Origin of the sequence: Clostridium sp. AF32-7AC (assembly GCF_003477925.1) — a bacterium.
Classification (GTDB): domain Bacteria; phylum Bacillota; class Clostridia; order Lachnospirales; family Lachnospiraceae; genus Otoolea; species Otoolea fessa.
The window spans coordinates 150123-164009 of sequence record NZ_QUEG01000002.1 but is presented as its reverse complement, the minus strand read 5'-3'; the positions used below and the strand labels follow the sequence as shown (position 1 = coordinate 164009).

Sequence of the window (13887 nt, the reverse complement as noted above, 5' to 3'; positions counted from 1 at the left end):
TCATTTTTGCTTACTGAGTTTTTTTATCAGTAACATCATTTTCTATCTTTTGGGACGATAAATAATCTCATTCACCGCATACACCGTCACAAATGCCTTCGGATCTGTTTTTAATATATACGGCATGAGCTGTGCATATTCGTTTTTATCTACGATCGTGATAATTTCCGTCTTCGGCTCATTGTCAAACGCGCCGAATCCCTGATAGATCGTCGCGCCGCTGTGAAGCGTATGCAGGATAAACTGGCGTATCTCTTCTTCTTTTTCTGAGATAATGCAAACTCTCTTTTTCAGATTCAGACCGAAAATAAAATGATCCAGCACAATTCCGTTTAAGTATGTGCCCAGAATGCCCAGCACCACCAGTTTTTTATCGCTAAAAAACACGGATGAGAGCGCCACACACATGCCTGGAAGCGCCATCGCTTTTCCCAGCTCCATATGGAAATATTTGTTTAAGAGCTTTGCCACGATGTCCAGACCGCCCGACGAGGCATTCATCCGGAACAAAAGAGCCAGACCAACGCTGACAACAAAGATATAGCAGACCGTATCCATCATCGCATCCTGGTTGATCGACACAAAATCCGGGAAAACCTGCTCAAACACCCACAGAAAAACCGGCAGAATCAGTGACGTATACACCGTCTTGACGCCGAACTCGCGTCCGATAAAAAGAAAGCCCACCACCAGAAGCGCCGCATTTAAAATAAAAGTCAGCACTGAAATCGGCAGCGGTATCACATTTCCCAAAAGCATCGCTAGACCGGAAATACTTCCCACCGATACACCGCTCGGAATCAGAAAGAAATAGACGGCTGCCGCCACGACAAAGGTCGCCGCTGTGATCATTGTGTACTCCCCGATTACGCGCATGGACTTTTTTGCCATAACTTAAAACCTCCTCATATTACAATTTCGCGCGAGCGCGCATCATTGGCACGTTAGCGCCTTTTTGTGTAATAGAGAATTCCAAGGAATTTCCTATTATACAAAAAGACACATCGCGTCTGCAATGTGTCTTCGTAATGAGGCATCGGGGATTCGAACCCCGGACAACTTGATTAAAAGTCAAGTGCTCTACCGACTGAGCTAATACCCCATATTTAACTGGGCTAGTTGGATTCGGACCAACGAATGCAGGAGTCAAAGTCCTGTGCCTTACCGCTTGGCGATAGCCCATCAGCAAAAGTTCCTTTTAAAAGGAAGGTGGATATAGGGATTCGAACCCTAGGCCTCCAGAGCCACAATCTGGCGCGCTAACCAACTGCGCTATATCCACCATAGGAATCTGTCGAAACAGATTCGACGAGCCTGAAGGGATTCGAACCCCCGACCCACGGCTTAGAAGGCCGTTGCTCTATCCAGCTGAGCTACAGACTCATATTCATTTTGCGATTCTGACCGTTTTATCCGGCACTGTAACCATTCCCGCACCTGACCTCTCAGCCAACTGCTTATCTGTCTCATCGACAGCAAAGATAGTATATAACATTTGAAAAAGAATGTCAACAGGAAATTTCATATTTTTTAAAATAATTTCAAAAATTCATTTCTTTTGACTTTCCCCCTATTTTTCCCCCTCTTCCTGCTCGTATGACAGGAAGTCCGCCAGAAATCCCTTTTCCCGCAGCGCTGCCTCGATCTCGTCAAGAATCTCCTCCTGATCGGCAGCCACGTGATGGAAATGATAGCCCGATGTCACGTTTAAAAGCGGCGTGGAACGCCCAGTCCGGATATTTTCCACAAATGCCTCAACATCGCGGCGGCTGCGGATATTTAACGGCGCCGATACCTTTCCATAGATGCGGTGGTTGACCATGACATCCAGCACCTCGCCGCCCAGATCAACAATCGTATTCAGCTCTTCGCGCGTCTGCTCGGTCGTATGGCACATTTTAAAGAGGCGTTCCGTCTGGTGCGGCACCTCCAGCACATAACCGCGGGCAGTCGCAAGGACAGGGTGTCCCTCGGTACGCAGAAGCGCGATATCCTGCACCACCACCTGACGGCTCACGCCGACTGCCCGCCCCAGCGCCCCGCCGGAAAGCGGTGTGGATGACTGTCCCAGCATTTCCAGTATTTTCTTTCTCCGCTGTACTCCTGTCATCGTTGTTTCCATCCTGTTTTCCCTGTCCTTTCTTAGTTTTTAAATTTTTATAATGCCCGCAGATGTTTGAGGCTCAGATCCAGAATTGGTGCCGAGTGCGTCAGCGCGCCGCTGGACACATAATCTACGCCTAATTTCGTGATCGTTGCAATATTTTCCTTCGTCATATTTCCGGAACACTCCGTCTCGGCGCGTCCGTCGATGATGCGGATCGCCTCCGCCATCTCGTCCGGGTTCATATTATCCAGCATGATAATATCAGCGCCCGCTTCCACTGCCTCGCGCACCATATCGAGATTTTCCGTCTCCACCTCGATCTTGCGGACAAATGGGGCATATTTCTTCGCCGCCTCAACCGCCGCCTTAACTCCGCCGGCTGCGTCGATATGGTTATCCTTGAGCATCACGCCGTCCGATAAGTTGTAACGGTGGTTGCTGCCGCCGCCAACCTTGACCGCATATTTTTCAAATACACGCATACACGGGGTCGTCTTGCGCGTATCTAAAAGCGTCGTCTTCGTTCCTTCTAAAAGCTTCGCCACCTGATTTGTATAGGTCGCAATGCCGCTCATCCGCTGTAAATAGTTGAGCGCCGTCCGCTCGCCGGAAAGAAGCACCCGGATGTCGCCGGTGATCACACCTAAAAACTGCCCTTTTGTGACGGTATCCCCGTCTTTTACCTCAAATTTTGTCTCGGTCGCCTCGTCCAGAAGTTTAAACACGCGCTCAAACACCTGTAAACCGGCGATAATACCATCTGCCTTGGCTAAGAGCTGTACCTCTCCCTTGCGGTATTCCGGCATGACCGCGTTCGTCGAAACGTCCTCGCTGTTGATATCTTCCTTTAACGCCATGCGGATATACTCATCCGCAACAAGCTGCATCGTAATTGGATTCATACTCTTCGTCCTCCCGTCCGGCGATCTTGCCTGCCGCTCTCTCTGCAAATACAAGGCTTTCCAGCAGACTGTTGCTGGCAAGCCGGTTCTTTCCGTGTACGCCGTTGCAGCTCGTCTCACCAACCGCATACAGGTGGTCCATCGTCGTCTCGGAGAAATGATCGACATAGATACCGCCCATAAAATAATGCTGCGCCGGTACGACCGGAGCCGGTTCCTTCGTGATATCGTAGCCCTCTTTTAAGCACTCCTCATAAATGTGCGGAAAATGGTTCCGGATCGTCTCCTCCGGAACTGCCTTAAACGACAGCCATACATGATCGCTGCCCTCTTTTTCCATCTCCTTCTCGATCGCCTGCGTCACCACATCACGCGGCAGAAGCTCATCGACAAAGCGCTCGCCCTTTCCATTTAACAGAACTGCTCCCTCGCCGCGGGTCGATTCTGAAATCAGGAAGCTGCGTCCCGGCTTCTTGCTGTACAGGCTGGTCGGATGAATCTGGACATAATCGAGATGTTCCAGACGCACGCCGTGTTTCTTTGCCACATCCAGCCCATCACCTGTCAGGCTCGGGAAGTTCGTCGAATGCTTGTAAAGCCCACCGATACCGCCGGTCGCCAGAACCGTGTCTTTCGCATGAATCTTTAAAATATCGCCGTCAGCATTCTTTGCCAGAATACCGGTGCAGATGCCCTTTTCTACCAAAATATCCGTCATAACAGTATATTCCCGGATTTCTACATTCGGAAGTTCTTTTACACGCGTCTGCAGGGTCGTCGTGATCTCTTTTCCCGTGATGTCCTCATGGAAACAGATACGCGGCTGCGAATGCGCGCCCTCCTTTGTATATTTTAAACTGCCATCTGGATTTTTGTCAAACCCTACGCCTAATTTCAGCAGATTATTTATCACATCCCGGCTGGAGTGGATCATGATATCCACACTCTCCTTGCGGTTCTCGTAGTGTCCCGCGCGCATCGTGTCCTCAAAATACGCATCATAATCCGTCTCGTCCCGCAGCACGCAGATACCTCCCTGCGCCAGCATGGAATCACAGCTCTCTATATCTTCCTTGCAAATCATTAAGATCCGGTCTTCCGACGGCAGGTTTAAAGCGGTGTACAGACCGCCTACGCCACACCCGACGATGACCACATCATAATTTTCCTCCCGGACCATTTTGTTGCCTTCCTTTCTATACCATACGTTTGCACTTATCTTTTATCCCGCAGATGGTTCAGCCTTCAAATCGCAGAATACTATCTGCCACTCTATGCTCCTATCGCAAACAGAGTTTTCTTTCAATTCAAAACTTCATTTGTGCATCCGCACCAGTATAGCACATATCATTTCATGTGACAAGACATATGTAATGATATTTTGGGCGATTCTGCAAAAACATATTACTATTCACGCATACGTGCCCAGTAACCAAAAAACTCCAGTTTCATTGACAGCCCACCATAAATCCATTAAAATACCTACTATAATAAGGTATTTTACCGAATTAAATTTAAGCATACAAAGAGAAGGTATTTTCATGAAAATCAATCACGTACACGCAGTCTATTTCAGCCCGACCGGCAACGCGAAAAAGGTTGTTACCACGCTGGCGCAGGCGATCGCTGACACACTCGGCGTCCCGATGGATTCCTATGGTTTCACGCTGCCGGAAAGCCGCGAAAAAGTTCATACATACGGGGCAGACGATCTGCTCGTTATCGGTACCCCGGTCTACGCGGGACGCATCCCGAACAAGATGCTTCCATTTGTACAGACCCATTTTGAGGGAAATGGCGCGCTCGCCGTTCCGGTGGCTGTCTTCGGAAACCGCAACTTCGACAATGGGCTCATCGAGCTTCGCAATGAATTAGAGGCGCACGGTTTCCACACCATTGCGGGTGCCGGTATCCCGACCGAGCACGTATTCAGCGACAAGCTGGCAACCGGACGTCCAGATGCGGATGATCTCGCACAGATCCACGCGTTCGGCATCAAGGCGGCTGAAAAGATCGCTTCCCTGACCGAAATCCCGGCTCCGATTGCCGTGCGCGGCGATGATCCGGTCGGACCATATTACACCCCGCTCGGCACCGACGGAAAACCGGCTGTCTTCCTGAAAGCCAAACCAGTCACCGATCCGGAAAAATGTACTGGCTGCGGCATCTGTGCAACGGTCTGTCCGATGGGCTCTATCCCGGCAGATGCACCGGACACCTGCACCGGTATCTGCATTAAATGTCAGGCGTGCATCAAGATCTGCCCGGCTGGCGCCAAATACTTCGACAATGAGGCCTTTCTGTCCCACGTCGCGATGCTGGAGCAGAACTATACGCGCAGAAGTGAGGCGGAGTATTTTATTTAAAAAATATATTTTGACAAACGGCAGCTGCCAAACAGGAAGAGATACTTACTGTATCCACCTGTTTAACAGCTGCCGTTTGATTTATATCTGTTCGATTTATACCTGTTTACAACGTTTCTGCGTCTTTATCATCACCGTTTTCTTTTAGTTTTTACGGTTCTCTTCTTCCTCCCGTCTGCCGCTCATCCATACATAAGCAGATGCGATCAGTCCGAGTGTCAGCATCAGAGCCGATGTATTTACTCCGTCCTCTCCTGTCTTCGGAAGTCCCTGTGCAGGAATATTTTCAATCGGCACTTCCGCCGGCTGTTCCGGAAGCACCGGTTCTTCGGTGACTGTCCCCGGTCCCGCAGAGGTTGTCTTCTTTCCGCCAGAACTGGAACCGCCGCCTCCATGACCGCCGTGGCTTCCGCCACCCCCATGATCCGGGGTTGGATCTGGCTTCGGAGCTGTCTTTCCGTTGACAAAGTTTACTTTCAGAGTTTCGCCGCCTTTGATTGCGCCCATATAAACCACAGCGCTCTCCACGCCGGTGGCCGGGTTAATCACACTGCTTACCCCTTTTTCGGCTGTCATCTGCTGATACGATTCTTCATCACAGATCACATAAATATTGGAATCCACCTTATATCCATCTGGCGCCGCCTTTTCCTGAAGGTAATAGACCACTCCCTCTAAAAGTGCATAATCAATATTCAGGGTTCCGTTGGTCGTCGAGACGGTATAATTTAACTCTTTGTTGTCCGGATCGTACTCAACCCAGCCATAATATCCATCTTTTACCAGTTTCTGGCTCTTCGTCCCATCTTCATTTTCTACCGTTTCGTAGACCGGATCCACATAAACACAATATTTTGTCACATCCGTTGTCTTCTGATTTCCCTGTTCATCTGTCTCCGTCTTGCTGTCTATATACCAGAGATAGAACGAAGTCTGCCCCTCGCCCTCGTCATCTCCGAGCTGGCTGCCATCCGTATCTACCTTGGTCAGGTTGAAGGTGCCATCCTGCTGTTTGAGAACCATGGAACTGTACCAGTTCCAGGCGGTATTCTGATAATCATTATCCGCACGCGGACTATCAATATTGGTTGCCATGGTAAATGCCACCCAGGTGGCTTCTTCCGATGAGACGCCCGATTTTAAGAGTGCATTAAAATATGCATTTGCCTTATCCCATGCACCATCCGTTTCATTTAACTTATCCGCCATATAATCGCCGATCGTCATCTCACACCCATCCGTCGCCCAATTTCCATGACCATGACCGTGACCCAGATTTTCATTTTCCAGGAATTTTTTCATATCCTCCTGGCTGCCGACATTGAAGCTGAAAATATTCTGATAAAAATTATCATACTGACTGCTGGAATGAAGCAGCATCGGATCCAACGATTTCAGGGATGCATTATCAGCCGCCCCCGATTTCGTCAGTTCATCCATAGCCGTCTCATTTTTCGAAAGCAGCTCCTCGATGGTCGCATAAGAAGTACCGTCTTTCTCGTTATAATATTTCAGGACCTCCTGTGCAAGCGTTGTATTATTTTTAGACAGATAATTTTTTACCGCCATCTGAATCCTCGAAGCAGATGGCTTGAGCGCATTTACCTCACTTCCGCGCACATAAGGCGCATAATAGTTACTTCCATCTGCCTTGATGGCATAATTATTCTTTCCAGATGACGGAACCAATTTTACTACGTATTTTCCAGATCCTTTCGGATTCTCCTCTACCTGCGCCTGATTAAACTCTCCATAATAGCAATCATATTTTTCTGAATATAAATAATATTTATTGCGAATCTTATAAACCGGCGTTCCGATTTTAATATCGTTCTTTGTCAGTTTCTGTGAATGGGAGGTTGTCAAATTTCCATCTTTGTCGATTCCATACTGCCACTGGGACTGCGTATCCTGAAGTGCCTTATCGACTAAATCTTCAATTACTCCGGTTGTACTCGCATTCTCAATGTCATACTTCGGTGAAAGAAAGCCTTTTGTATAATCTTCCGGCAGCTCCTGACCGTCAAATCCAGTCACACCTGTGTAATCCGAATTGCTCATATCCGGAGTCGATACCGTAAAGCTGTTATTTTTATACACGTAGGTGTGTTTGGAGCCATTTGTAAGATAGACATCAAACACGGTCGTACAGCCCGGTTCTTCATAGAGACTCGCTGTACCATTTACCGGATTATAAATGTATTCAACGCCGCCGAATGACTGGCGAATCGTTGAACCATAAAACTGTGCATCATCCAGTTCCTTCGCGCCTTCTTCTGTCTTAAACCACTCATCAAACTGCTTCTTGCCAGCCGCATTGATCTCTTCCATCACCTTGCTCAGTTCAACCGTCTGATCGCCCTTGGCATCTTCTTTGATGTGAAACGTGATCTTAAATTTTCCTGCTTCCTTGTCGTATATATAATCATAATTTTTCTCTTCCGCCGGAAGCGGTTTTACCTCGGTTTCCTGACCTCCCTCCGGCTGATTTTCGGATTCACCCTCTTTTTCCTGTTCATTCTGGTCATTCAACTCTCCTGCCGCCCCTGACTCCGGATTCGAGCCTTCGGCAGTATCAGCCTTTGTATCCGTTTTTGTGTCAGTTCCGGCATCCGATTCCTTATCTTTCGAATCCGACGGTGCACCCGGAATCATTTCTATGGTATCCGACTGGGCCGGACGTTCGATGGAATCATACGGATTGTCTGTCTTTCCATCGTCATTTCCGCCTTCATTGTCATTTCCAGTTTCTTTTCCCTCATTAGCTGCATTTGCAGAAGCATCCTTTGTAACCGAAACACCATCCGTCTGTTTTCCGCTGTCTAAAATCGTCTTTTCGGTCCATTTCTCTGACTCCACCTTTTCCGGCTGACTTTCCGTTTTCGAGCCCTCCGCGGCATCCGCATAAGCAGTCGCCGTACCGAAGGAACTAAACGACAGCATCAGCGCCAGCAATACTGCTATCGAACGGCACATCTGATTTTTATACTTCCGTCTCCGGCTCCTTCCCTTGATTTTTCTCTCTTCCATCCCTTTACCTCCCTTGATAGATCTATTTCCAGATGCAGTAGCGTATAAACATTTCTTTCCGGTCCGTTTCCATGTTATGTCTTTCTGTCTATCCAGTTACTGCATCATGGTAACGCATTTTGTTTTTCCACATCTGGAACATTCCCCATCTTATTCTGCGTTACTGTTCACGCATACGTGCCCAGTAACGGAATTTGCCGTGGCTTCGCATTTAAATACGGCAAATTCCTGCTGCCACCACGTTTTCTTACGGCACTTTCGGTTCCAAAAGTGCCTACCCGTGAACCGTTACTATTCTGCCGCCTCATACGCATATAGAATTGTCCGGGCATTGTTAAATTCATAGCTACATGTCACAAATGAATACAAACGCACGATCGTCTCCTCGATCGGCGCGGACGCGCTCGCGCCCGCTGTCATCTGCTGAATATATGACGCAAATTCTTCTCCCGATACAAACTCCGTTTTCCGTCGGATCGCATCCGGCGATGTGCAGACAGCCGCCAGGGCTTTTAAATGAATCTCCCGCTCCGGCGTATAAAGAATGATTTCTGAATGCTGATCGAAATAGCCCTGATCCTTGTATCTGGAAATGTCCTTAAACATACTTCCATTCTTCATGTGATGGCCGTACAGCACGTTATGCAGGGACGAAAAATCTGCCCGATCGGCATAGTCCAGAAAAATCGTGCCCGCCGTGCTCTTCTGTCCGTTCAGGTCACGGTGCAGGTAATAATCATTGTCCTTCCCCTGAACCACCGGATAATTGATCTGAGTTCCCGGAATCTGAATCCAGGCAACGACGTCCGGATTCTGGAAATCCAGCGCTGAAAAATCAATTGCTGACACATATTCTGTCTCCTTTATTGCATTCGTCTCACCTATCTCATTTTCCACTTCTGGCACTTTTTTCTCCGGCATTGTTTCTCCCGTCGTCCCTGCTTCTGACATTCCCACAACCTGGGCAGTCAACTCTTCCTGCGCCTTCTCCTGACGCATTTCATCCCATTTATGCATTGCCACCCCCGCTGTACCGAACGCCAGACAGATGACAGCTATCACAGCCGCTGCTTTCCGTGTCCACTTTTGCATCGATCCCTCCATCTTTGCCCGTGAAACGTTCTGCGCCTTTATTTATTAAGCAAATTATATATTTTTATAAATGATGTATTAATTTGCATACAAAACGAAACAGATAACAGCATAGTTTTAGGACAGCGCCATTTTTTCTGGCGCCGCCCTAAAAACCTGCTCTTATAACCGGGCAATTTTTATTTTTCTATATCTTGTCTTACTCTTCCGTCTTTTTTCTGCCCGTCATTATTACATAAGCTGCTGCCATCATTCCAATTGCCAGCAGAGCCATCGGCACATCCATCCGATCCGTATCCCCGGTCTTCGGAAGTCCTTCTGCCGGTACAACCGGCTGAGGTTCTGGTACAACCGGCGTAACCGGTTCCGTCGGCTGGGCTGCCGGTCCCGACGCGGTTGTAGTCGAAGACTTTTTACTGCCAGAACTACTTCCGCCTCCGTGACCGCCGTGGCTTCCGCCTCCGTTATTGCCTGGATTCGGGGTCGGGGTAGGATCAGATCCCGGTTCCTGGCTTCCATGTTCTACCACATATGATACGGTCGGCTTCGGGAATTCTTCTGACCGATACTCATTTCCACGGCTGTCTACCGGATACAGGACCGCCTCCTGATTGGTATAGAGCCCTTCATAGTGCTGGCTGCCGTCCCGGTCATATTTTCCATATGTTCCATCCGCCGTCTTTGGGTTTATCAGTTTTACGGTATAGGTCAGCTGCACCGGTGCAAAGTTTGAAACTGGTTCATTTATATACCAGGTAAACATCTCTGTCTCTGCCTTATTTCCCGCGTCATATACCACTTTAAAACGATAATTCTGCGGTCCCGGTTCTCCGTCTCCAAAATACCAGGTGTTGCCCTCCTGATACATAGAAAGCGCTTTTCCCCCTACTGTCAGCTGGTCTAAGTGATCGAAATCAAAGTTATAATCCTCTTTCACATAGCCCATATAATCTTTCACAACAGAACCTTTATCAACGGCATACAAAATATCATTTTCTATACTTTCAAATGAAACCTGCTTTCCATTCGCGAGGTACCGCATGAAACTCATTCCCCACTCATAGTTACTTGCCGTTCCGGGCGGCGTAATCGGCATCGCATAGCAGTGATATCCTTCCGAAGCTGCCTGTGCGTACGCCTCGTATGAAAGGTATAATGCCTTATCGATCGAATTCACATAATTTCCTGCTTCCTCCACCGGTGTAATAAGCGATGCATCCGGTTCCGTTCCATATGGATAGTCGTGTGTATCCTTCTGCTCTGAAAGTCTGGCTCCTATGCCGGTCAGCCATGCATTCCAGTCCGTCGGTGCCTGATTATTTCCATACTTGGATTTCCAGTTATCCGGTCCTGCAAAATGTTTCGGAGAATCTGCCATAAATCCCCAGGCAACCGCCGTCGGATTCTCATTAAACATATAGGTAATACCATCACTGACAACTACCAGTGTCTTGCGTTCATCTGCCACTCCTGTATCCTGGTCTAACATTGATTTACCCGCTAAAATACCTGCGTGAAGATTGGTTCCACTCTTAATTTCCTGACAAATGGCTGCTTCAATCGCCTCATATTGGGTCTCCAAATCCATAAATCCATCCGTATGGGCTTCCTTGTTAAAGAGCACTACTCCCACTTTGACCTTTGCTCCCTTTTCCTGCACTTCTTTCTTGAGGTTCTGAAGCATTTCCAATGCCTGCTCTTTCAGTCCCATGCTGGTTGATTTATCTAAGACAAGCACCACATCACTTACCAGCTGCTCCTCCGCTGACGGCAAGGACAAAGCCACTTGAGACTTAAAATTTTCATCCAGCTGTTCCGCTGTCTTCGATTTAGAAGTTCCTCCCTCTGGAATCGTCGGAAGTTCTCCTCCCGGAATCGTATATGATACAGTCGGTTTCGAAAATACTTCCGTTTTTCCTTTTTCCTGATCGCTTCCAACCGGATGCAGCACTGCTTTCTGGTTCGTATAAAGTCCATCATACTCTTCGCTTCCGTCTTCATCGTACCGTCCATACGATTCTCCTGGATTGTTCTTCGGATTTACCAGTTTTACCGTATAGGTCAGCTGCACCGGTTCATTATTTTTTACCGCCTCATTCATCGTCCAGATGAAATGTTCTCCGCCTTCCTTATCCGACGGATCGTATTCCACCTTAAAACGATACTGAGCTGCATTCACGTCTTCATTTCCAAAATAAACGGTATTTCCATCTTTCCATTTGGAAAGCTCCCTGCCGCCAACAGTCAGACGGTCGATGCTCTTTAAGTCAAAATTGTAGTCATCCTTGACCCAACCCATATAATCTTCCACCATCGAGCCCCGATCGACGGCATAAAGGATGTCATTTTTGATATCTTCAAAACTTACCGTTTTTCCGTCTGCCAGATATTTCACAAAGCTCGGTCCCCATGGATAGCTTTCACCAGCAGATGAACCAATCGGCATCGCATAGCAGTGATACTGTTCCTTCGCCGCTTCCAGATATGCCTCATAGGAAAGATAGAGTGCTTTATCAACGCTATTGGCACGTTCTTTTCCTTCACCAGGTGGGGTACATGGCGTTAAATCTCCTTGCTCATATGGATGGTCAAATTCATCGCCCTGTGCATCCATCTGCGCTTTGATTGTACCCAGGCGCTCGTTCCACTCATCCTCCGATAATGCTTTATTATTCCCATATTTAAGAATCCAGTTATCCGGTCCCGCCCAGGAATGTTCTGAACCATCATTCTCAAATCCCCAGGCAACCGCCGTCGGTTTTTCCCCAAAAATATAGGTAATGCCATCGCTTAAAAGCACCAGGCTCTTTCTTCCTGCTGCCACCTGCGTATCCTCATCCAGCATTTTCTTACCTGCAAGGATTCCAGCCGAAAGATTCGTTCCGCTGCTAATATTCTCACGGATCGCTGCCGCAATCGTATCATACTGGGTTTCCAAATCCATAAAGTCAGACTTATGCGCTTCTTTATTAAAAATAACGACTCCAACCTTTACTTTTGCGCCATTTTCCTTTGCCTGCGCCTGCAGCTCCTTAAGCATCTCTAACGCCTCATTTTCCAGCTGCACGCTGGTAGATTTATCCAGCACAAACACAATGTCATTTTCCAGTTTTTCCTCCGCTGACGGAAGGGAAAGTGTTACCTGGGATTCAAAGTTTTCGTCCAGATTGGTAGCTTTTTTAGACTTCGAAATCTGCCAGTGTGGAATTTCTTCCACTTCCACTGCCGACAAAACAGCTACGTCTGTCAGACCAAGCTCCATCGCGGAAGTTACAAATGCGGCTGCGGATGCATTCTTAATGCCTACCGTTTCATATGAATCCCCCAGAATGCGTTCGAAATTGTCTTCTTCTGCTTCGTCGCCTACAATCGCCTTATTTTTTTCGTTTTCATCGTTCTCGTTCTCTTCTTCTTTTGCATCAGACGGAGATGCCATTGCAGCTGAAGTCAAAAACATCGAAAAATGAGCCGAACGTGATACCTGAACTGAACCTTCGTCCTGGGCGCTGTCATTTTCTGAATCCGATGTATCTGCATCGGATGTATCTGTTTCGAACGCATCCATGTCTGCTTTTTCATTCTCGTTCTCAGAATCCGGTTCCGATAAATCTTTCTTGTCATCCGCTGCTTCCGATTCTTCTTTTATTTGATTGTTACCTGTATCTGAAGCATTTTCCTGCTCCTTTACATCGTCCTCCAGAGCCGTATCCTCTTCTGTGATATCTTCACTTCCTGCCGGAACTGCACTTTCCGGTTCTTTTACCTCATTTTCTATCTCGGTCGGAACCGCTTCCTCTGTCTCCAGCTCAACCTGCTTTTTTACTTCACCAAATGGCGCAACCGTCATCCATGCGCTGGCTCTTCCATCCACCAGAATCCGTCCGGTGCGCTCTTTTGAAGAAGAGTTGGTCATCAGGAAAATAATTTCTTCATTTCCGCTGATCGTATACTGATCCATGTCCTCTTCATCCTCTAAGCGGGCATACATTTTCAAAGTAAGCCGGTCGTTTTTCTTCTCGAAATCTGGATGCAGTTCATATAGATTTCCTTCTTCAAACAGTCCCTCGTAGGTTTCTGCCTCATCGCCGGAAAACGTAAATACATCCTCTTTTACTGTCTTCCCTTTTTTAGCAGCATCCCGGATTGCCTGCCTGAGGACTTCTTTTTCCAATGAAAATTCCTGTCTTTCATCCCCTCCTTCGGATGTGGCAGCTGCAAATGCGGCTGTATTTGCCACGCTTGTGCTCAACATACTGCTGCACAAAAGCACTGACATGAAACGCCTTGACTGACGTTCAAACCATCCTTGACTGTAACTTTTCCCCTTTTTCTTCGCTTTTTTCATTCTTTTTGCCTCCTGTCTTATCTATCATCAACGCAGGTCCCCTTA

At 47.7% G+C, this 13887-nt stretch carries 8 protein-coding genes and 4 tRNA genes; 1 reads left to right on the top strand and 11 read right to left on the bottom strand.

Translation table 11 applies throughout. The features are described 5' to 3' along the window. Window positions 1-42 precede the first annotated feature (42 nt). From DWZ45_RS04895 to DWZ45_RS04860, 8 genes are all read right to left on the bottom strand, one after another. On the bottom strand, window positions 43-891 hold the full coding sequence (locus tag DWZ45_RS04895; protein ID WP_118467952.1) for a YitT family protein: 849 nt from the start codon (window positions 889-891) through the stop codon (window positions 43-45). 138 nt (window positions 892-1029) lie between these two features. Beyond that, window positions 1030-1102, bottom strand: a tRNA-Lys gene (locus DWZ45_RS04890). 8 nt (window positions 1103-1110) lie between these two features. Beyond that, window positions 1111-1182, bottom strand: a tRNA-Gln gene (locus tag DWZ45_RS04885). Window positions 1183-1208: 26 nt separating this feature from the next. Further along, window positions 1209-1282: transfer RNA gene (locus tag DWZ45_RS04880), tRNA-His, on the bottom strand. 27 nt (window positions 1283-1309) lie between these two features. Then, window positions 1310-1383 (bottom strand) — tRNA-Arg (locus DWZ45_RS04875). A gap of 187 nt (window positions 1384-1570) precedes the next feature. Continuing rightward, window positions 1571-2110, bottom strand: coding sequence for a transcription repressor NadR (locus DWZ45_RS04870; RefSeq protein ID WP_347475376.1), 540 nt, complete (start codon window positions 2108-2110; stop codon window positions 1571-1573). Between the two features lie 47 nt (window positions 2111-2157). Next, window positions 2158-3009 (bottom strand): carboxylating nicotinate-nucleotide diphosphorylase, encoded by an 852-nt coding sequence (gene nadC, locus DWZ45_RS04865; RefSeq protein WP_118467948.1) that lies wholly within the window; start codon window positions 3007-3009, stop codon window positions 2158-2160. Beyond that, window positions 2975-4189, bottom strand: a complete 1215-nt coding sequence (locus tag DWZ45_RS04860; RefSeq protein WP_118467946.1) for an L-aspartate oxidase — start codon at window positions 4187-4189, stop codon at window positions 2975-2977. Before DWZ45_RS04860 ends, nadC begins: the two co-directional genes overlap by 35 nt. A gap of 361 nt (window positions 4190-4550) precedes the next feature. On the opposite strand from DWZ45_RS04860, the gene DWZ45_RS04855 reads away from it, so the two are divergent. Further along, a complete protein-coding gene (locus DWZ45_RS04855; protein WP_118467944.1) occupies window positions 4551-5375 on the top strand; it encodes an EFR1 family ferrodoxin in 825 nt (274 codons plus the stop codon). A 144-nt stretch (window positions 5376-5519) separates the two neighbouring features. Here DWZ45_RS04855 and DWZ45_RS04850 read toward each other — a convergent pair whose 3' ends face one another. From DWZ45_RS04850 to DWZ45_RS04840, 3 genes are all read right to left on the bottom strand, one after another. Next, on the bottom strand, window positions 5520-8405 hold the full coding sequence (locus DWZ45_RS04850) for a hypothetical protein (protein WP_118467942.1): 2886 nt from the start codon (window positions 8403-8405) through the stop codon (window positions 5520-5522). A gap of 291 nt (window positions 8406-8696) precedes the next feature. Continuing rightward, window positions 8697-9497 carry a class B sortase gene (gene srtB / locus DWZ45_RS04845; protein WP_182426633.1) on the bottom strand — a complete coding sequence of 267 codons (801 nt, stop codon included), beginning with the start codon at window positions 9495-9497 and terminating at the stop codon, window positions 8697-8699. Between the two features lie 199 nt (window positions 9498-9696). Continuing rightward, the gene (locus DWZ45_RS04840; RefSeq protein WP_118467938.1) at window positions 9697-13842 is read right to left on the bottom strand and encodes a vWA domain-containing protein; all 4146 of its coding nucleotides are present in this window, start codon (window positions 13840-13842) and stop codon (window positions 9697-9699) included. Between the last annotated feature and the right edge of the window lie 45 nt (window positions 13843-13887).